The 18,717-nt window shown below is 71.8% G+C and carries 17 protein-coding genes; 14 read left to right on the top strand and 3 right to left on the bottom strand.

What is annotated here, in order from left to right:
- Positions 1 to 1,132: TrpB-like pyridoxal phosphate-dependent enzyme (locus tag CKO13_RS04755; protein ID WP_200257348.1), on the top strand; the 1,132-nt coding region annotated here is incomplete at its 5' end.
- Between the two features lie 46 nt (positions 1,133 to 1,178).
- Positions 1,179 to 1,637, top strand: coding sequence for a hypothetical protein (locus CKO13_RS04750; RefSeq protein ID WP_200257347.1), 459 nt, complete (start codon positions 1,179 to 1,181; stop codon positions 1,635 to 1,637).
- Positions 1,638 to 1,686: 49 nt separating this feature from the next.
- Here the strand turns inward: CKO13_RS04750 and CKO13_RS04745 are convergent, their stop codons facing one another.
- Positions 1,687 to 2,901: a coenzyme F420 hydrogenase/dehydrogenase beta subunit N-terminal domain-containing protein gene (locus tag CKO13_RS04745; RefSeq protein WP_200257346.1), complete on the bottom strand. Its 1,215-nt coding sequence runs from the start codon at positions 2,899 to 2,901 to the stop codon at positions 1,687 to 1,689.
- Between the two features lie 53 nt (positions 2,902 to 2,954).
- Positions 2,955 to 3,614, bottom strand: a complete 660-nt coding sequence (locus tag CKO13_RS13075; RefSeq protein WP_420827055.1) for a helix-turn-helix domain-containing protein — start codon at positions 3,612 to 3,614, stop codon at positions 2,955 to 2,957.
- A 261-nt stretch (positions 3,615 to 3,875) separates the two neighbouring features.
- Between CKO13_RS13075 and bchF the strand changes: the two genes are divergently transcribed.
- The 12 genes from bchF to CKO13_RS04680 are packed head-to-tail and all read left to right on the top strand — an operon-like array spanning position 3,876 to position 18,432.
- Complete coding sequence (gene bchF / locus CKO13_RS04735; protein WP_200257345.1) at positions 3,876 to 4,421, top strand: 2-vinyl bacteriochlorophyllide hydratase; 546 nt, start codon at positions 3,876 to 3,878, stop codon at positions 4,419 to 4,421.
- Positions 4,418 to 5,710 (top strand): ferredoxin:protochlorophyllide reductase (ATP-dependent) subunit N, encoded by a 1,293-nt coding sequence (locus CKO13_RS04730; protein WP_200257344.1) that lies wholly within the window; start codon positions 4,418 to 4,420, stop codon positions 5,708 to 5,710. The genes bchF and CKO13_RS04730 overlap by 4 nt, the downstream gene beginning before the upstream one ends.
- Before the next feature lie 4 nt (positions 5,711 to 5,714).
- On the top strand, positions 5,715 to 7,289 hold the full coding sequence (gene bchB / locus CKO13_RS04725) for a ferredoxin:protochlorophyllide reductase (ATP-dependent) subunit B (RefSeq protein ID WP_200257343.1): 1,575 nt from the start codon (positions 5,715 to 5,717) through the stop codon (positions 7,287 to 7,289).
- The gene (locus CKO13_RS04720; protein WP_200257342.1) at positions 7,264 to 11,019 is read left to right on the top strand and encodes a magnesium chelatase subunit H; all 3,756 of its coding nucleotides are present in this window, start codon (positions 7,264 to 7,266) and stop codon (positions 11,017 to 11,019) included. The genes bchB and CKO13_RS04720 overlap by 26 nt, the downstream gene beginning before the upstream one ends.
- Positions 11,016 to 11,906, top strand: coding sequence for a ferredoxin:protochlorophyllide reductase (ATP-dependent) iron-sulfur ATP-binding protein (gene bchL / locus CKO13_RS04715; RefSeq protein WP_200257341.1), 891 nt, complete (start codon positions 11,016 to 11,018; stop codon positions 11,904 to 11,906). The genes CKO13_RS04720 and bchL overlap by 4 nt, the downstream gene beginning before the upstream one ends.
- Complete coding sequence (gene bchM / locus CKO13_RS04710) at positions 11,906 to 12,607, top strand: magnesium protoporphyrin IX methyltransferase (protein WP_200257340.1); 702 nt, start codon at positions 11,906 to 11,908, stop codon at positions 12,605 to 12,607. The genes bchL and bchM overlap by 1 nt, the downstream gene beginning before the upstream one ends.
- Complete coding sequence (locus CKO13_RS04705) at positions 12,604 to 14,040, top strand: BCD family MFS transporter (RefSeq protein ID WP_200257339.1); 1,437 nt, start codon at positions 12,604 to 12,606, stop codon at positions 14,038 to 14,040. The genes bchM and CKO13_RS04705 overlap by 4 nt, the downstream gene beginning before the upstream one ends.
- A 24-nt stretch (positions 14,041 to 14,064) precedes the next feature.
- Complete coding sequence (puhA, locus tag CKO13_RS04700; RefSeq protein ID WP_200257338.1) at positions 14,065 to 14,883, top strand: photosynthetic reaction center subunit H; 819 nt, start codon at positions 14,065 to 14,067, stop codon at positions 14,881 to 14,883.
- Positions 14,880 to 15,539 (top strand): photosynthetic complex putative assembly protein PuhB, encoded by a 660-nt coding sequence (puhB, locus tag CKO13_RS12910; RefSeq protein WP_338034582.1) that lies wholly within the window; start codon positions 14,880 to 14,882, stop codon positions 15,537 to 15,539. The genes puhA and puhB overlap by 4 nt, the downstream gene beginning before the upstream one ends.
- A gap of 10 nt (positions 15,540 to 15,549) precedes the next feature.
- Complete coding sequence (gene puhC / locus CKO13_RS04690; protein ID WP_200257334.1) at positions 15,550 to 16,014, top strand: photosynthetic complex assembly protein PuhC; 465 nt, start codon at positions 15,550 to 15,552, stop codon at positions 16,012 to 16,014.
- Between the two features lie 6 nt (positions 16,015 to 16,020).
- On the top strand, positions 16,021 to 16,833 hold the full coding sequence (gene puhE / locus CKO13_RS04685) for a putative photosynthetic complex assembly protein PuhE (RefSeq protein WP_200257333.1): 813 nt from the start codon (positions 16,021 to 16,023) through the stop codon (positions 16,831 to 16,833).
- A 15-nt stretch (positions 16,834 to 16,848) separates the two neighbouring features.
- On the top strand, positions 16,849 to 18,432 hold the full coding sequence (locus tag CKO13_RS04680) for an alpha/beta hydrolase (protein WP_200257332.1): 1,584 nt from the start codon (positions 16,849 to 16,851) through the stop codon (positions 18,430 to 18,432).
- 4 nt (positions 18,433 to 18,436) lie between these two features.
- Here the strand turns inward: CKO13_RS04680 and bchJ are convergent.
- On the bottom strand, positions 18,437 to 18,717 hold a 281-nt coding region (gene bchJ / locus CKO13_RS04675), incomplete at its 5' end, for a bacteriochlorophyll 4-vinyl reductase (RefSeq protein WP_200257331.1).

Here is an 18,717-nt window from a genome sequence, read left to right as displayed (position 1 = left end):
GCGCCCGGCGCCGCTGTACCGGGCGCGGCGGCTCGAGCGGGCGCTCGGGACGCCGGCGCGGATCTACTACAAGTACGAGGGCGTCAGCCCCTCGGGCAGCCACAAGCCGAACACGGCGGTGGCCCAGGCCTACTACAACGCCGCCGAGGGCGTGCGCCGCATCACCACGGAGACGGGGGCGGGGCAGTGGGGCTCCTCGCTGGCGCTCGCCGGCGCCATGTTCGACCTCGCCATCGAGGTCTACATGGTCGGCGTCAGCTACCGGCAGAAGCCGTACCGCCGCGCCTTCATGGAGAGCTTCGGGGCGCGCTGCGTCGCCAGCCCGAGCGAGGAGACGGCCTTCGGCCGCTCGGTGCTTGCCGAGGACCCGGAGAGCACCGGCAGCCTCGGCATCGCCATCGGCGAGGCCGTGGAGCAGGCCACCCAGCGCGAGGACACCAAGTACGCCCTCGGCAGCGTGCTCAACCACGTCCTGCTCCACCAGACGGTCACCGGCCTCGAGGCCATGGAGCAGCTCGCCATGGCCGACGACTACCCCGACACGATCATCGGCTGCACCGGCGGCGGGAGCAACTTCGCCGGCATCGTCTTCCCCTTCCTCGGCGAGGCGCTGCGCGGCGGCCGCCCCGTCGAGGCGATCGCGGTGGAGCCGACGGCGTGCCCGACGCTGACCGCCGGGCGCTTCGCCTACGACTACGGCGATTCCGCGCAGTTGACGCCGCTGACCAAGATGCACACCCTCGGCTCGGGCTTCGTCCCGCCGGGCTTCCACGCCGGGGGGCTGCGCTACCACGGGATGGCGCCGCAGATCAGCCACCTCAAGGAGCTCGGCCACCTCGACGCCCGCGCCTACGACCAGCTCGACTGCTTCGCGGCGGGCCTGCGCTTCGCCCGCGCCGAGGGCATCATCCCGGCGCCGGAGGCGAACCACGCGGTCAAGGCGGTGCTCGACGAGGCCGAGGCGTGCCGCGAGAGCGGGACCTCGAAGGCGATCCTGTTCAACCTCTGCGGCCACGGCAACTTCGACATGCAGGCGTACACGGACTACCTCGCGGGCAAGCTCAGCAATCTCGGCGGCAGCCGCAGCGAGGTGGCCATGGCCCTGTCCGGGCTGCCGTCCGTCGAGCGCTAGCCGGCGCGACAGGCACACGCAAAGCGGAATGGAGGGAGTAAGGCGGATGAGCGACTGGATATTCGAGGAGCGGGAGCGGCTGCTCAAGCAGCTCTCACGGACGACGTGGAAGGCGGTGGCGATCACGACGCCGCTGATGGCGGCGCTCGGGCTGATCGCCTACGCCGTCGTCGTCACCCAGTTCGAGCTGCTGCCCGGCGCGGAGAACACCCTGGCGATCCTGATCTTCGCCATGGCCGTGCTCGCCGGGATGTTCACGATGATCGGCATCCGCAAGCTGCTGTGGCAGCGTACGATCGGGGGGCAAGCCGATCAGCTGCGCTCCCAGCAGTTCCTCACCCACCTCACCGAGGCCGTCGGCCCGGCGGCCATGCGCTCGCTCTCCGTGCTCGCCAAGGCGCAGGTCGACCAGGCCCTCGAGCGCGAGCGCCAGGGCGAGCGGGCCACGGCGAAGGAGTACGCCGAGGCGCTGCGCTTCGCGCTGCTCCTCACGCCGGAGAGCTAGCCCCCGCCCGGGCGCCGCCGCCGTGCCTGGGAGGAGCGGTGAGGGGGGCTCAGGAGCGGGGGCGGTGGCGCTCGAGGTCGGTCTGCGGGAAGCGGTAACCCGCGGCGATCCGCCAGACGTGGGCCGGCACCATCGACTTCATCCGCTGCGGCGCCGTCCGGCTCAGGTGGATGAGGGTCTCGGCGGCCTTCATGTCGAGCCGGGCGCGGGCGAGCTCCAGGCCCCGGGGACCGATGCGCGGCATCAGCCAGGCGACCACGGGGCGCAGCCAGTCGGGCATGCCGCGGGTCGGCAGCCCCCCGGCGGCGCGCTCGGTGTTGCGGATGAACCCCTGGACCGAGCCGCGGCGCTTGCCGGCGCTGCGCGGCTCGCGGAGGCGCAGCTCGGAGCCGAGGAGCTCGAGTAGCTCGGCGCCGCGCTCGTTGCGGACGATTAGCCACTGCTCGCCCTCGCCGGCCATGTAGCCGACGGTCAGGTCGGCGAGGGCGTTGGTGTAGTCGACGCAGGTCCGGCAGGTCAGGGGGAAGAAGTCCGTCGGCAGCTGCGAGATGGGCAGCTTCAGGAAGGGGATCTCCTGCTTGCCGCCGTCGCTGAAGCGCAGCTCGACGTGGTAGTCGGCCCGGAACTCCAGGTAGGTGACGCTCTCCGGCGCCTCGGCGAGCAGGCCGAGGAACTCGTGGAAGCGCTCGGTGGTGGTGTTGTCGGAGCACGGCGTGCCGATGACGTCGAGGCGCTCGAGGCCGAGCTCGCCCTGCAGGGCGCGCAGCGGGTAGACCTGGCAGGGCAGGGCGATGACCGCCAGGCGCCGGTAGCCGCGCTCGAGGGCCGGCTCGAGGGCGGCGAGCAGCGGCGCGTAGCCCATGCGCATCCCGCGGCAATCGGCCATCTCGGCCGGATTGGTGACGATCGTCGGCTGGGGGCGCCACGGGTCGTCGGGGGCGCTGGCGACGGTGAGCACCGCATCCACCTGCCCCGTCTCCAGCAGCCGCTCGGCGATGCGCGTGGTGATGCCGGTCCACTGCGCCCCCGCCCGCGGCTGCTGGAGCCCGGCGCGGAGCATCTCGAGGTAGGGGCCGAAGCGCAGCTCGTCACCGTGCTCGAGGTTGCGCGTGCGCCCGTGGACCCGGCGCTCGAGCGCGGGGTAGTCGGGGCGAATGAACTGGCAGGCCCGGCCGCAGCGCTTCGGCGCCGGGGTCCGGGAGAGGCCGCAGTCGGTGCACAGATCGCGCGGCGCCGGGTCGGGCAGGGGCGGAGTGAATGCCATGGCTTGCCAACTCTAGTCAGCCGGTTTGTGGCGGGTCAACGGCCGGGCGCCCCTTACTCGGAGCCCTGGCCGCCGTGGCCCATGAGGCCGTGGCGGCGCAGCTTCGAGTACAGGCTCTGCCGGCTCAGCCCCAGCAGCTCCGCCGCCGAGGCCCGGTTGCCGCGGGTCTTGCGCAGCGCCGTCTCGATGCAGAGGCGCTCGACCAGGTCCGTCGACTGGCGCACGAGATCGCGCAGCGGGACCCGGCCGACGAGGCCGGTGAGCTGCTCGATCATGCGCGGCTGGTCCTCGTCGGTCCACGCCTCGGGCGTGGGGGCCGGCTCGGGCAGGAGCCGCCCCGCCGCCAGGCGCCAGCCGTTGCTGAGCGCCAGGAGCCGGTACTCGAGCGTGACCACGGCCTGGCCGAGGCGCTGCTCGACGGCGGGGCCGCCCTGGGCCGGCGCGCCCCCGCCGTCGAGCAGCGTGCGGAGGGCCTCGGCGCTCGCCGCGGTCCGGGCCGTCGCCGCCCACGCCGCCCCCACCCACTCGCTCGCCTGCAGCAGCTGGTGGTGGTCGCCGCTGACGCCGAAGTCGCGGACGGTCCCCTGGGGGTCGATGACCAGCGTCAGGTCCGCGGCCGCGGCGATTAGCCCCACCCAGGCGTCGGTATCGAGCGCCTCGAGCGCCTCCGCCGGGGGCGCGAGCCCCTTTAGCAGCAGTCCGTCCGCTCCCAAGGCCGGCTCCGTGGGTGCGCTGGCGATTTGATCTGGACCATTTTGATCTTAATTAAAGGCCTCTTTTCCCATTGATGGAATCGTGCCCGGAAAGTGCAATTCCAGTATCGGGGGTTGCGACGATATGACGCCGAAATCTCGCTGATCGTCGGGCCCGTTTTGAAAGCTTCCCTCAATGGGCGGGGACGTCCAGCCAGCTTGACACACCCGGGGGGCGCCAGTAGATTCGAAAACACATCGGGACGTCACGGATGCAGCGCGATGCAGCGTCAGCCCTCCATGAAAGCCCCACCCGCGGGGCTCTACACGGAAGAGCAGCGTCGCCGCCGCGACGCCTCCCCCTGGACCCTCGTCCAGGGAATCCTCGCCCCCACGCAATTCCTCGTCTTTTTGGTCAGCCTCGCGCTGGTGATTTGGTACTTGGTCACCGGCGACGGCCTGGCGATTGCCGCCTGGTCGGTGGTGATCAAGACGCTGGTCCTCTACGCGATCATGATCGCCGGCTCGATCTGGGAGAAGGACGTCTTCGGCCACTACCTCTTCGCCCCCGCCTTCTTCTGGGAGGACGTGGTCAGCATGGGGGTCATCGCGCTGCACACCGCCTACCTCGTGGTGTGGCTCGGCGACCTCCTCCCCTACGCCCAGCAGATGGCGATCGCCCTGGCCGCCTACGCCGCCTACGCGGTCAACGCCGCGCAGTTCCTCCTCAAGCTGCGCGCCGCGCGGCTGCAGGAGGCCCGCATGGGCGCCGCGGAGGGCCATCGAGCCGCCCCCGAGGGCGCGGCGGCCGGGGAGGGGGCGGAATGAGCCGCTCCTCGGGCAGCGGCCTGCAGCAGTGCCCCGCCGCCGGGGAGGGCCGCGACGGCATCCTCCAGGAGCAGGGGCAGCGGCAGGTCTTCTGCGGGCTGACAAGCATCGTCTGGCTGCACCGCAAGATGCGCGACGCCTTCTTCCTGGTCGTCGGCTCGCGCACCTGCGCCCACCTCCTGCAGTCCGCCGCGGGGGTGATGATCTTCGCCGAGCCGCGCTTCGCCACGGCGGTGCTCGGCGAGCGCGACCTCGCCGGCATGGCCGACTGCAACGACGAGCTCGACCGCATCGTCGGCGAGCTCCTCGAGCGCCGCCCGGAGATCCGCAACCTCTTCCTCGTCGGCTCCTGCCCCTCCGAGGTGATCAAGCTCGACCTCGACAAGGCCGCCGAGCGGCTGACGGCGGCCCACGAGGGGGGGGTGCGGGTCGTGCACTACTCGGGCAGCGGCCTCGAGACGGCCTTCACCCAGGGCGAGGACCAGTGCCTGACGAGCCTCGCCGCCCGGCTGCCGGCCAAGACGGACGAGGCGCCGTCGCTGATCGTCCTCGGCACCCTCGCCGACGTCGTCGAGGACCAGTTCCGCCGGCTCTTCGACGAGCTCGGCATCGGCCCCGTGGCCTTCCTGCCCCCGCGCCGCAGCGACGAGCTGCCGCCCGTCGGCCCGGGCACGCGGCTGCTGCTCGCCCAGCCCTTCGTCGGCGAGGCGACCCGTGCGCTCATTCGTCGCGGGGCGGAGCGCATCGAGGCACCGTATCCTCTAGGCGTTGAGGGGACACTCCAGTGGCTGCGCGCGGCCGCGGAGGCCTTCGGGGTCGAGCAGGAGCGGGTCGACGAGGTCACGGCCGCCCCGGTGGCCCGCGCCCGCGAGGCCCTGGCGCGCCAGGGCGAGCGGCTCAGGGGGCGGCGGATCACCTTCCTGCCCGACTCGCAGCTGGAGCTCCCCCTGGCCCGCTTCCTGGCCGCCGAGTGCGGGATGGAGCCTGTCGAGGTGGCGATGCCGTACTACGACCGCGAGCTCCACGGCGCCGAGCGCGAGGCCCTCGGCGAGGGGGTCCGGCTGGTGGAGGGGCAGGACCTCGAGGCCCAGCTCGACCGGCTCCGCGCCGACCGGCCCGACCTGACGGTCTGCGGGCTGGGGCTCGCCAACCCCCTGGAGGCGGAGGGCCTGCTCACCAAGTGGTCCATCGAGCTGGTCTTCTCCCCCATCCAGGGCTTCGAGCAGGCGGGCGATCTGGCCGAGCTCTTCGCCCGGCCCCTGGTACGCCGCGAGACGCTGAGGGTGTAGGAGCATGGAGCTGACACTCTGGACGTACGAGGGTCCCCCGCACGTGGGCGCGATGCGCGTCGCCGCATCGATGGAGGGGGTCCACTACGTCCTCCACGCCCCCCAGGGCGATACCTACGCCGACCTGCTCTTCACCATGATCGAGCGCCGGCCCTCCCGGCCGCCGGTCACCTACACCACCTTCCAGGCCCGCCACCTCGGGCGGGATACGGCCGAGCTGGTCCGCGAGACCGTCGCCGCCGCCTATGAGCGCCACCGGCCGCAGGCGCTGCTCGTCGGCGAGGCCTGCACCGCCGAGCTGCTCCAGGACCAGCCCGGCAGCCTCGCCGCGAACATGGAGCTGCCGGTGCCGGTGATCGCTCTGGAGTCCGGGGCCTACTCGCGCAAGGAGGGCTTCGGCGCCAGCGAGGCCTTCTACCAGCTCGTCCGCGGCCTGGCGGGCCCGGCGGCGGAGGCTGCCGGCACGGAGCGCGCCGGCGGGGAGGCGCCGCGGGCCAACCTCCTCGGGCCGACCTCCCTGGGCTTCCGCTGCCGCGACGACGTCCGCGAGGTGACCGGCCTGCTCGAGGCGCTGGGGGTCACGGTCAACGTGGTCGCCCCCCTCGGCGCCACCCCCGACGACCTGCGCCGGATCCCGGAGGCGGACTTCAATATCTGCCTCTACCCGGAGGTGGCGCGCACCGCCTGCGAGTGGCTGCAGCGCCACCTCCGCCAGCCCATGGTCACCACGGTGCCCCTCGGCCTCGGGGCGACGCGCGACTTCATCCGCGAGGTCGGCGAGGTGGCGGGGATCGACACCGCCGCGGCTGCCGCCGACGCCGACGCCCGGATGGCGTGGTACTCCCGCTCCGTCGACTCCAACTACCTCACCGGCAAGCGGGCGTTCATCTTCGGCGACGCCACGCACGCCGTGGCGGCGGCGCGCATCGCCCACGAGGAGCTCGGCTTCACGGTGGTCGGGCTGGGCACCTACAGCCGCGAGCACGCCCGCGAGGTGCGCCGCGCCGCCAAGGCCTACGGCGTCGAGCCGCTGATCACCGACGACTACCTGGAGGTCGAGCGCCGGGTCGCCGAGGCGACGCCGGAGCTGGTCCTCGGCACGCAGATGGAGCGCCACATCGCCAAGCGGCTGGGGCTGCCCTGCGCGGTGATCTCGGCGCCCGCCCACGTCCAGGACTTCCCCGCCCGCTACGCCCCGAACATGGGGCTCGAGGGCGCCAACGTCATCTTCGACACGTGGGTCCATCCCCTGATGATGGGGCTCGAGGAGCACCTGCTGGGGATGTTCAAGGAGGACTCCGAGTTCAGCGCCGACGCCCCCTCGCACCTCGAGACCACGGCCGCGCCGGCGGCCGCCGGGGCAGAGGAGGCCTCGGCGGCCGCCGCCGAGCCGGCCGCCGAGGCCCCGCAGGGGGCGGGGGTGCAGTGGACGGCAGACGCGGAGGCCGAGCTGCGCAAGATTCCCTTCTTCGTGCGCGGCAAGGCCCGCCGGAACACGGAGCGCTTCGCTGCCGACCGCGGCATTGCGACCATAACAGTGGAGACGATCTACGATGCCAAAGCCCACTTCAGTCGCTGATCCGACGCCGGTACGCGTCGCCATCATCTCGCTCGACAACCACATGGCGGGCGCGGTCGAGCGCGCGCGGCCGGGGCTGCAGAAGGAGATCCCGGGGCTGGAGCTGAGCTTTCACGCCGCCTCGGACTGGAACAACAACACCGCCGCCCTCGAGCGCTGCCGCGAGCGCATCGCCCGGGCGGATATCATCGTCGTCACCATGCTCTTCATGGAGGAGCACATCGAGCCGGTGCTCGAGGACCTGCGGGCCCGGCACGGCGACTGCGACGCCCTGGTGGCGATCATGTCCTCCGGCGAGGTGATGAAGCTCACGCAGATGGGCAAGTTCACCATGGACGGCTCGAGCCGGGGGCCCATGTCCTGGCTCAAGAAGCTGCGCGGGCAGGGCAAGTCCAAGAAGGGCAAGGAGCAGGACGACGACAGCACCTCGGGGGAGAAGCAGGCCGCGATGCTGCGCCGCATCCCCCGGCTGCTGCGCTTCATCCCCGGCACGGCCCAGGACGTGCGCGCCTACTTCCTCACCTGGCTCTACTTCCTGGCCAGCTCCGATGAGAACGTCGCCAACATGGTGCGCTTTCTCATCAACCGCTACGCCGACGGCCCCCGGCGGGGGCTGCGCGGCAGCCTGACGGTCCAGGACCCCATCGAGTACCCGGACGTCGGCGTCTACCACCCGCGCATCGCCGGCCGGGTCAGCGCCGAGGCCCGCGACCTGCCCGCCCCGGAGGGCGGCGGGGAGCGCGGCACCGTCGGGCTGCTGCTGATGCGCTCCTACGTCCTCGCCGGCGACTCGGCGCACTACGACGGCGTCATCAGCGCGCTGGAGTCCCGCGGCTACCGCGTCATCCCGGCCTTCGCCAGCGGCCTCGACAACCGCCCGGCGGTGGAGCGCTACTTCATGGCGGACGGGCGCGCCGTGGTGGACGCGGTGGTCTCCCTGACCAGCTTCTCCCTCGTCGGCGGGCCGGCCTACAACAACGCCGGCGCCGCCGAGCAGCTGCTGCGCCGGCTCGACGTCCCGTACCTGATCGCCCAGGCCCTGGAGTTCCAGTCCCTCGAGCAGTGGGAGGCCTCCGATCGCGGCCTGACCCCGGTGGAGACCACCATGATGGTCGCCATCCCCGAGCTCGACGGCGCCACGAACCCCATGGTCTTCGCCGGCCGCGCTGCCGTGCCGGGCAGCGACGGCGTCTGCCGGATGGAGGCCCACCCGGAGCGGGCCGGCACGCTCGCCGGGCGCGTCGACCGCCTCGTGCAGCTGCGCCGCAGCGAGCGCAGCGAGCGCAAGCTGAGCATCGTGATCTTCAGCTTCCCGCCCCAGGCCGGGGCCCTGGGCACGGCGGCCTACCTGTCGGTGTTCGCCTCGCTCTACAACACCCTCGCCGAGCTCCGGGAGGCCGGCTACCGCGTCGAGCTGCCCGAGTCGGCGGAGGCGCTGCGCGACCGGATCATCGCCGGCAACGCCAACCAGTACGGCGCCCACGCCAACGTCCACGCGCGGATCTCCGTCGACGACTACGTCTCCCGCGAGCCCTACCTCCAGGAGATCGAGGCGCAGTGGGGGTCGGCGCCGGGCCGGCAGCAGAGCGACGGGCAGTCGATCTTCGTGCTCGGCGAGCAGTTCGGCAACGTCTTCGTCGGCGTCCAGCCCGGCTTCGGCTACGAGGGCGACCCCATGCGGCTGCTCTTCGAGAAGGGGCTGACGCCGACCCACGCCATGTCCGCCTTCTACCGCTACATCCGCGAGGACTTCGGCGCCGACGCGGTGCTGCACTTCGGCACCCACGGGGCGCTGGAGTTCATGCCGGGCAAGCAGTGCGGGATGAGCGGCCACTGCTGGCCGGACCGGCTCATCGGCGACCTGCCCAACTACTACCTCTACGCCGCCAACAACCCCTCCGAGGGCTCCATCGCCAAGCGCCGTTCGGCGGCGACGCTGATCAGCTACTTGACCCCGCCGGTGGGCAAGGCCGGGCTGTACAAGGGGCTGCTCGAGCTCAAGTCCTCGGTGGAGCGCTACCGCGGCGCGCCGCCGGACAACGTCGAGGAGCGCGCCGAGCTCGCCCGGCTCATCCAGAGCCAGGCGGCGGCGGTGGACCTCGCCGAGATGGACCCCGAGTGGGGCGAGGAGGAGGCCCCGGAGCGCATCGCGCAGCTCAGCGAGGACATCCTCGAGATGGAGTACACCCTCATCCCCGAGGGCCTGCACGTGGTCGGCCAGGCGCCCTCGCGGGAGGGGCGGATCGACCAGCTCGTCTCCATCGCCGAGACGGTCCACGGCGTCGAGGCCGACCGCGGCTGCATCGCCGCCCTGGTCGACGGCCACTCGCCGCAGGAGGCCCTCGCCGCCGCCGAGTCCGAGGCCCACGAGACCACCGAGGCGCTCCTCGAGGGGCTCGCCGAGACGGCCCGGCAGCTCGGCGAGAACCGCGAGCTCGAGGGCATCGTCCAGGCCCTCGACGGGCGTTTCGTGCCCCCGGTGGCCGGCGGCGACCTGCTGCGCAGCCCGCAGATCCTGCCCACCGGCCGGAACATGCACGGCTTCGACCCGTACCGCATCCCCAGCGCCTTCGCCGTCCAGGACGGCGCCAAACAGGCCGAGCGGCTGCTCGACAAGCACCGCGAGGAGGGCCAGGAGCTGCCGGACTCCATCGCCATGGTCCTGTGGGGCACCGACAACCTCAAGAGCGAGGGCGGCCCCATCGGCCAGGCCCTCCACCTCATCGGCGCCCGGCCGCGCTTCGACAGCTACGGCAAGCTCGCCGGCGCCGAGCTCATCCCCCTCGAGGAGCTCGGCCGCAAGCGCATCGACCTGGTCATCACCCTCTCGGGCATCTTCCGCGACCTGCTCCCGCTGCAGACGCGGGTGCTCGCCGAGGCGGCCTACCTCGCCGCCGAGGCCGAGGACGAGCCGCTGGCGATGAACCCCATCCGGCGCAACGCCCTGGCGTACCAGGAGGCGCACGGCTGCGACTTCGAGACCGCGGCGCTGCGGGTGTTCAGCAACGCCGACGGCGCCTACGGCTCCAACGTCGGCTCGATGATCGACCAGGGCGCCTGGGAGGACGAGGACGAGCTCGCCGACACCTACACCCGGCGCAAGTGCTACGCCTACGGCCGCACCGGGCAGCCGGTGCGCCAGGAGGAGCTGCTCGGCAGCATGCTCTCCGGCGTCGAGCTCACCTACCAGAACCTCGAGTCGGTGGAGCTCGGCGTGACCACCATCGACCACTACTTCGACACCCTCGGCGGGATCAGCCGCGCCGTCGGCCGCGCCCGCGGCGACCAGGTGCCGGTCTACATCGGCGACCAGACCCGGGGCGAGGGCAAGGTGCGCACCCTCTCCGACCAGGTGGCCCTCGAGACGCGCACCCGGATGCTCAACCCCAAGTGGTACGAGAGCCTGCTCGAGCACGGCTATGAGGGGGTCCACCAGATCGAGGAGCACCTGACCAACACCATGGGCTGGTCGGCGACCACCGGGCAGGTCTCGCCGTGGGTCTACCAGCAGTTCACGCAGACCTTCATGCTCGACGAGCAGATGCGCGAGCGCATGGCGCAGCTCAACCCGGCGGCCTCGGCGAAGCTCGCGCACCGGCTGCTCGAGGCCCACGAGCGCAACTACTGGAACCCCGACGAGGAGACCCTCGAGGCCCTGCGCCGCGCCGGCGATGAGCTCGAGGACTACTACGAGGGCGTGACCGACGACCAACAGGAGGCGGCCGCATGACCAACGGCGCGACGCCGGGCACCGGCGACGGGGAGGGCAGCGTCCAGTTCCACCTGGAGCCGGACGGGGAGCTCGACCGCGCCAAGGTCTTCGCCGTCTACGGCAAGGGGGGGATCGGCAAGAGCACCTGCACCTCGAACCTCGCCGTGGCCTTCAGCCAGCTCGGCAAGCGGGTGCTGCAGATCGGCTGCGACCCCAAGCACGACTCGACCTTCACGCTCACCAAGCGCCTGGTGCCGACGGTCATCGACAGCCTCGAGGAGGTGGACTTCCACACCGAGGAGCTGCGCCCGGACGACTACGTCTACGAGGGCTACGGCGGGGTGCTCTGCGTCGAGGCCGGCGGGCCGCCCGCGGGGACCGGCTGCGGCGGCTACGTGGTCGGCCAGACGGTCAAGCTGCTCAAGCAGCACCACCTGTTCGAGGAGACCGACGTCGTCCTCTTCGACGTCCTCGGCGACGTGGTCTGCGGCGGCTTCGCCGCCCCGCTGCAGCACGCCGACCGGGCGCTGGTGGTCAGCGCCAACGACTTCGACTCCATCTTCGCCATGAACCGCATCGCCGGGGCGATCCAGGCCAAGGCGAGGAACTACCGGGTCCGGCTCGGCGGCGTCATCGCCAACCGCAGCGAGACCATCGAGCAGATCGAGCGGTTCAATGAGGCCGCCGGCATGCGGACCCTGGCCCACGTGCCCAACTACGACGTCATCCGGCGCAGCCGCCTGCAGAAGTCGACCCTCTTCGAGCTCGACGAGGACTCCCAGGAGCTCAAGCGCGCCCGCGACGAGTACCTGGGCCTGGCGGCGGCGCTGTGGAACGGGGTCGAGCCGCTCGACCCGTCGCCGCTGCGCGATCGCGACGTCTTCGACCTGCTGGGGTTCGATTGATGGCGACGAGCTCGTACCAGGAGCGGCGCGGCCGCGTGGAGCGCTACTTCGACCAGACCGCGGTGGAGACGTGGCGCCGGCTGACCTCCGACGCCCCGGTCAGCGGCGTGCGGGCGACGGTACGGGCCGGGCGTGAGCAGATGCGCCGGACCCTGCTCGACGGGCTGCCGGCGGACATGACCGGCCAGCGGCTGCTCGACGCCGGCTGCGGCCCCGGGACCCTCGCCTTCGAGGCCGCGCGCCGCGGCGCCGAGGTGGTCGCGGTGGACGTCTCCGCCAACCTCATCGACCTCGCGCGGGAGCGGATGCCGGCGGACCTCGCCCCGGGGCGGATCGACTTCCAGGTAGGCGACATGCTCGCCCCCGAGCACGGGTCGTTTGACTACGTCGTCTCCATGGACGTGCTCATCCACTACCCCTGCGCCGACGTGGTCGAGGCCCTCGCGGGCCTCGCCGAGCGCACCCGCGAGCGGATCCTGTTCACCTTCGCCCCGCGGACGCCCCTGCTGACGACGATGCACGCCGTCGGGCGGCTCTTCCCCAAGGGCGACCGGGCACCGTCCATCGAGCCCATCGCGGAGGGCCGGCTACGCCGGGCGCTGGCCGCCGAGCCCCGCCTGTCAGCGTGGCAAGGGGGCCGGACGCACCTGATCCGCAGGGGGTTCTACATTTCCCAGGCGCTGGAGCTGCAGCGGCAATGAGTAGTGCCAAAAGTCCACTGATCCAAGTCTGGAAGCGGCTCGGGCCGCGCTTCCTGCCCTTCGCCGACGCGGCGACTACAGAGCTGCCCCTCGGGCGGCTGCTGCGGCTGTCGTTCTTCCAGATCACCGTCGGGATGGCCATCGTGCTGCTCACCGGCACGCTCAACCGGGTCATGATCCACGAGCTCGGGGTCCCGGCGAGCCTGGTGGCGGCCATGGTGGCCCTGCCCATCCTCTTCGCCCCCTTCCGGGCGCTGATCGGCCACCGCTCGGACCACCACCGCTCCTTCCTCGGCTGGCGGCGGGTCCCCTACATCTGGCTGGGCAGCCTCCTGCAGTTCGGCGGGCTGGCGATCATGCCCTTCGCGCTCATGGTCCTCTCGGCGACGGCCGAGCAGGCGCCGATCGCCGGATCGATCGGGGCGGCGCTGGCTTTCCTGCTGACCGGCGTGGGGCTGCACACCACGCAGACAGCGGGCCTGGCCCTGGCCACGGACCTGGCGCCGGAGTACAAGCGCCCCCGCGTGGTGGCGCTGCTCTACTTCATGCTGCTGTTCGGCATGATGGTCAGCGCCCTCGTCTACGGGGCGCTGCTCACCGACTTCAGCCCCGGCCTCCTGATCCGCGTGATCCAGGGAGCGGCGGTGATCACCATGACCCTCAACCTGATCGCCCTGTGGAAGCAGGAGCCGCGCAACCCCGAGCGCACCCGCGTCGATCAGCCGCGACCTACGTTCGGCCAAGCGTGGCACAGTCTTAAGGAGAAAGGCCGAGTCGGCCGGCTCCTGGTGGTCATCGGCCTGGGGACCGCCGGCTTCGGGATGCAGGACATCATCCTCGAGCCCTACGGGGCCGCCGTGCTCGACCTTTCGGTGTCGGCGACCACGACGCTGACCGCCATGTGGGCAGCCGGCATGCTGGCCGGGTTCGGGATCTCGGCGTGGCTGCTCGATCGCGGCGGCCACCCCTACCGGCTGGCAGCGGTCGGTACGACGCTTGGCGTGGCGGCCTTTGCCGCCGTGATCCTCTCGGCACCCTTGGAGTCGCCGTTGCTGTTCAGGTTCGGTATCATACTGATTGGTTTCGGCGGCGGGCTGTTCGCCGTGGGCACGCTGGTGGCCGCCATGGGGCTTTCCACCGGCGAGGAGACCGGCATCGCCCTGGGCGCCTGGGGGGCCGTGCAGGCGACGGCGGCGGGCGTGGCGGTGGCCACGGGCGCCGGCGTCAGCGACCTGGTTACCGCCCTGGCCGAGCAGGGCATCCTGGGGGAGGTGATGGCGAGTCCCGCGGCGGGGTACAGCGTGGTCTACCATATCGAGATCGCGCTGCTGCTCGCCACCTTGGTCGCAATCTGGCCCCTGACGCGCGCCGCGCAGCAAGGGGAGCAGACGTCATCATCGTCTCGTTTTGGCCTGGCCGACTTTCCCGGCTGAGGCGACTACGTGTGGAGGTTCGTTATGGAAAGCGCAGCAATTACAGAATATATCGACGTTGGCCAACTCACGCTCTACGGCTTCTGGCTCTTCCTCGCCGGCCTGATCTTCTACCTGCGCCGGGAGGACAAGCGCGAGGGCTACCCCCTCAAGAGTGAGCCGAATGAGACGACGAGCGGCGAGGTCCGCACCTTCGAGGGCTTCCCGGCCGTCCCCTCGCCGAAGACCTTCAAGCTGGCCGACGGCCGCGAGATCCAGGTGCCGCGGCCCGAGAAGGTCGACTACAACCTCAACGCCAAGAAGGTCGAGCCCTGGGACGGCGCTCCGCTCGAGCCCCTCGGCGACCCGATGAAGGACGGCCTCGGCCCGGCGGCCTACACCGTCCGCGAGGAGACCCCGGACCGGGACCTCGAGGGCCGGCTGAAGATCGCGCCGCTGCGCAACGCCACCGAGATGTCCGTCGATACCCGCGATCCGGATCCGCGGGGCATGCCGGTGATCGGCTGCGACGGCAAGCAGGGCGGCCGCATCCTCGACGTCTGGGCCGACCGTGCCGAGAAGCGGGTGATGTACCTCGAGGTCGAGATCGCCTCCGGGCAGGCCGTCAGCCCGGCCGGGGGGAGCACCAGCGAGACGGCCAACCGCGCCCTGCTGCCGATCAACTTCGCCCGCGTGGAGGACGACGCCGTCTACGTGCAGTCCATCCAGAGCAGCCAGTTCGGCGGCGTGCCGCGGCTGCGTGATGCCGACGAGATCACGCCCTTCGAGGAGGACAAGATCTGCGCCTACTACGGCGGCGGCGTGCTCTACGCAACCGCGGAGCGTGCGGAGCCGGCCCTGTGAGGACCCACGAGTATGAACCCGTTCCGGGGCTCCCCGAGGAGCTCCCGGAAGGGGAGGAAGTGCTCTGGCAAGGGAAGCCCGCTTGGTGGTCGCTCACCAAGCGGGCGCTCCATGTCCGCATCGTTGCAGGCTATTTCATCATCGTAGCGGCCTACCTGGCGACGACGGGCCTGCTCAGCGGCGCCGGCGTGGCCACGGCCTCCGGCCAGGCCTTCGGCCAGCTCCTGATCGGGGCCCTCGCCGTGGGGCTGCTCAGCGCCATCGGGCGCTGGATGGCCCAGACTACCCTCTATACGATTACCAACCGGCGGGTCGTCATGCGCATCGGCGCCGCCCTGCCGATGACGATCAACCTGCCGTACGCGCGGCTCGAGGCCGCCAACCTGGCCCAGCACAAGGACGGCACCTGCGATATCTCGCTCCGGCTCTTCGAGCACGACCGGGTCAGCTTCTTCCTCTTCTGGCCGCACATCCGCCCATGGCGGCTGCGCCACCCGGAGCCGACCCTGCGCTCGGTCGCCGAGGGCGATGAGGCAGCGCGGGTGCTCGCGCAAGCCCTCGAGGACACCCGCAAGGCGGAGCAGGAGGCCACGCAGGCCGAGAGAGCGCAGCCCGAGCAGTCGGCGGCCGCCGACTACGCCACCAGCACGAGCTAAGGGAGGGGCGATGAGCGACTTGCGAGCCGGCCCCGTATCCAAGGTCATCATGCCGGTGACGGCGCTGACGATCATCGCCCTGCTGACGGTCTACGTCCTCTACACCGAGTGGGGCATGGAGGATGCCGAGCAGGGCCTGAACCCGCCGGTGGCGGAGCGGGCCCTGTCGTTCGAGGACCGCGACGGCGAGGTCGTCGTCCGTGATGCGCGTAGCGGCGAGGTCCTGGAGGTGCTGGGCACGGGCGAGGGCGCCTTCATCCGCTCCACTGTCCGTCAGCTGGCGCAGCAGCGCACGCGCACCGGCGATACGCAGGAGGTGCCGTTCATGCTGCGCGGCCAGGCGGACGGCCGCCTGCTGCTGGCGGATCCGGTCACCGGCCGCCGGGTCGATCTCTCCGCCTTCGGCAAGACGAATGCTGCCGCGTTCGCGCGCTTCCTGGAAGGGCAGGGCAGCGCCAAGGCGCAGCAGCAGTAGCCCGCCATGGTCGAGTACGTCCTGCCGGCCCTCTTCGCGCTATTCCTGTGGTGGTTCAGCACGGGGCTGATCATCTACCTGGACAACCTCCCGACCTGGACCTTCCGCTGGAGCATGCTCGGCGCCACCGGCGCGCTGGGGATCGGGCTCTACGCCCTGTCCCTCAGCAGCCAGGACGCGAGCGTGACCGGGGCCTACGTCGCCTTCACGAGCGCCCTGGTGGTCTGGGCGTGGGTGGAGCTCAGCTACTACACGAACTACCTGACGGGGCCCCGGCAGGCGCCGTGCCCGCAGGACTGCCGGGGGTGGCGGCACTTTTGGCACGCCGTCCAGAGCAATATCTACCACGAGCTCGCGATCGTCGCCCTCGGGCTGGTGATCTGGCTCCTGGTCCGGGACGGCAGCAACGGCGTGGCGCTGTGGACCTACCTGGTCTTCGCCTGGATGCACGAGAGCGCCCGGATCAACGTCTTCCTCGGGGTGCGCAACCTCAACGAGGAGTTCGTCCCCGATCACATGCAGTTCCTGCGCAGCTTCATGCGGCGGCGCCCGATGAACCTCTTCTTCCCCCTCTCGGTGACGGTCTCCACCGTGGCCCTGGTCCTGCTCATCCAGCAGGCCGCAGCGCCCGGCGTGGAGCCCTTCACCGCCGTCGGGGTGACCCTGGTGGCGGCCCTCATGGCGCTGGCCATCCTCGAGCACTGGTTCCTGGTGATCCCCCTGCCGACGGCGATCCTCTGGCACTGGGGCCTCAAGGCGCGGGATGAGCACCACCGCCTGACCCCCAGCCCGACAGCGGACGCCGATCTCTCCTCGTAGGGGAGGGCAGCGAGAATGAAGCCAAGAGCCGTGCGCGTGCCAGGCTGGATCTCCCTCCTCGCGGTGGCGGCCCTGCTCGCTGCGGCGCTCGCCCTGTGGCAGCTGTACGCCGGCGAGGCCGGGGTCCAGCGCCAGGACGCGGTGGTCGACGGCACGCCGGTCACCGTCTACAGCCCCGCCGAGGGCGCCTCGGGACCGCCGGTGCTCATCGCCCACGGCTTCGCCGGCTCCCAGCGGCTCATGGAGCCGTTCGCCCTGACCCTGGCCCGCAACGGCTACACCGCCGTCACCTACGACTTCCTCGGCCACGGCCGCAACCCCCGGCCGCTCTACGGCGACGTGACCGCGCCGGTCACTGAGCCGGGCAGCGCCGGGGAGGCGCTCGTGGCGCAGACCCGGGCCGTCGCCGAGTACGCGCGGCGGATCACGGGGCGCCAGGAGCTGGCCATCCTCGGCCACTCCATGGCCACGACCATCGTCGCCCGCTACGCGCAGCTCGACCCTGCCGTCGAGGCCACCGTCGGGGTCTCCCTCTTCGCGCCGACGGTCGACGCCGAGACGCCGCGCAACCTCCTGGTGATCGTCGGCGGCCTCGAGGGGCGGCTGATCGAGGAGGGGCGGCGCGTGGTCGCCATGGCCGCCGGGATCGAGCCGGGGGCCGTGCAGCCGGGCCGGACCTACGGCGACCCCGTCGACGGCAACGCCCGCCGCCTGGCGGTCATCGAGGGCGTCGAGCACATCAGCGTCCTCTACAGCGGCGAGAGCCTCGGCGCGGCGCTGGACTGGCTCGATCGGGCCTTCGAGCGCAGCAGCGCCGGGGAGGTCGCCGTACGGGGGCCGTGGATCCTGCTGCTGCTCGCGGCGGTGATCGCCCTGGCGCGGCCGGCGAGCAGGCTGCTGCCCCGCGTGGCAGCGGCCTGGCACGGCGCCGACGCCTCCTGGCGGACCCTGGCGCTGGCGAGCGGCGTGCCCGCGCTGCTCACGCCCCTGCTGCTGGCGCCGATCCCCACGGGCTTTTTGCCGGTGCTCGTCGCCGACTACGTGGCGGTCCACTTCGCGCTCTACGGGGTGCTGAGCGCCGCCGCGCTCTGGTGGCTGGGGGGAAGGCCCTCGCTGCGCCGCCTCGGGGGGCGGGTGCTGCCCGAGGGGCGGCCCTGGCGGCTGGCGCTGGCCGCGGCGGCCCTGACGGGCTACTGCGTGATCGCCCTGGGCTGGCCCATCGACCGCTTCGTGACCTCCTTCTACCCGGTGCTCGAGCGCCTGCCCCTGATGCTCGCCATGCTGGCCGGGACCCTGCCGTACTTCCTCGCCGACGAGTGGCTGACCCGGGGCGGGGCGGCCCGGCGGGGCGCCTACCCGGCGACCAAGCTCCTCTTCCTCCTCTCGCTGGGGCTGGCCATCGCCCTGGACTTCGAGGGCCTCTTTTTCCTGATCATCATCGTGCCGGTGATCATGGCCTTCTTTGTGGTCTACGGCCTGTTCAGCCGCTGGGCGTACCGGCGGAGCGGGCACCCCTTCGTGGCCGGCGTGGCCAACGCCGTCGCCTTCGCCTGGGCGCTGGCGGTGACCTTCCCGCTGCTCGGCGGGGGGCAGCCGTAGGGCGCTAGCGGTAGCGCAGCTCGAACCGGCAGGCCTCGCCGCCGGCGGCGGCGCACTCCACCTCGCGGACCTGGGAGCGGCGGTTGACGAGGGCCTGGAAGAGCCGCTCGAAGACGCTCGCGTGCCAGTGGCAGACCGGCTGCTCGGCCCGCTCGCCGGCGACGACGGGGTTGTCGCGGATCTCGAGCAGGCAGGGCCGGCCGCGCCGGTAGCTGAAGGTGCCGGAGCCGACGAAGGTCCAGGCGTTGCGCTCGATGGCGCGCAGGAGGAGGGGCCCCGAGAGGG

Source organism: Halorhodospira neutriphila, assembly GCF_016584055.1.
Classification (GTDB): Bacteria; Pseudomonadota; Gammaproteobacteria; order Nitrococcales; family Halorhodospiraceae; genus Halorhodospira; species Halorhodospira neutriphila.
The sequence above is the reverse complement of the archived record's forward strand: the minus strand, read 5'-3'. Positions and strand labels throughout refer to the sequence as shown.

Excerpts from the sequence above, each read along its gene's own strand:
- puhA (WP_200257338.1), top strand. The coding sequence starts at position 14,065 with ATGGAAAGCGCAGCAATTACAGAATATATCGACGTTGGCCAACTCACG.
- bchB (WP_200257343.1), top strand. The coding sequence starts at position 5,715 with ATGGAGCTGACACTCTGGACGTACGAGGGTCCCCCGCACGTGGGCGCG.
- CKO13_RS04745 (WP_200257346.1), bottom strand. The coding sequence starts at position 2,901 with ATGGCATTCACTCCGCCCCTGCCCGACCCGGCGCCGCGCGATCTGTGC.
- puhE (WP_200257333.1), top strand. The coding sequence starts at position 16,021 with ATGGTCGAGTACGTCCTGCCGGCCCTCTTCGCGCTATTCCTGTGGTGG.
- CKO13_RS04720 (WP_200257342.1), top strand. The coding sequence starts at position 7,264 with ATGCCAAAGCCCACTTCAGTCGCTGATCCGACGCCGGTACGCGTCGCC.
- bchM (WP_200257340.1), top strand. The coding sequence starts at position 11,906 with ATGGCGACGAGCTCGTACCAGGAGCGGCGCGGCCGCGTGGAGCGCTAC.
- bchL (WP_200257341.1), top strand. The coding sequence starts at position 11,016 with ATGACCAACGGCGCGACGCCGGGCACCGGCGACGGGGAGGGCAGCGTC.
- CKO13_RS04750 (WP_200257347.1), top strand. The coding sequence starts at position 1,179 with ATGAGCGACTGGATATTCGAGGAGCGGGAGCGGCTGCTCAAGCAGCTC.
- bchF (WP_200257345.1), top strand. The coding sequence starts at position 3,876 with ATGCAGCGTCAGCCCTCCATGAAAGCCCCACCCGCGGGGCTCTACACG.
- puhC (WP_200257334.1), top strand. The coding sequence starts at position 15,550 with ATGAGCGACTTGCGAGCCGGCCCCGTATCCAAGGTCATCATGCCGGTG.
- CKO13_RS04730 (WP_200257344.1), top strand. The coding sequence starts at position 4,418 with ATGAGCCGCTCCTCGGGCAGCGGCCTGCAGCAGTGCCCCGCCGCCGGG.
- CKO13_RS04680 (WP_200257332.1), top strand. The coding sequence starts at position 16,849 with ATGAAGCCAAGAGCCGTGCGCGTGCCAGGCTGGATCTCCCTCCTCGCG.
- CKO13_RS04705 (WP_200257339.1), top strand. The coding sequence starts at position 12,604 with ATGAGTAGTGCCAAAAGTCCACTGATCCAAGTCTGGAAGCGGCTCGGG.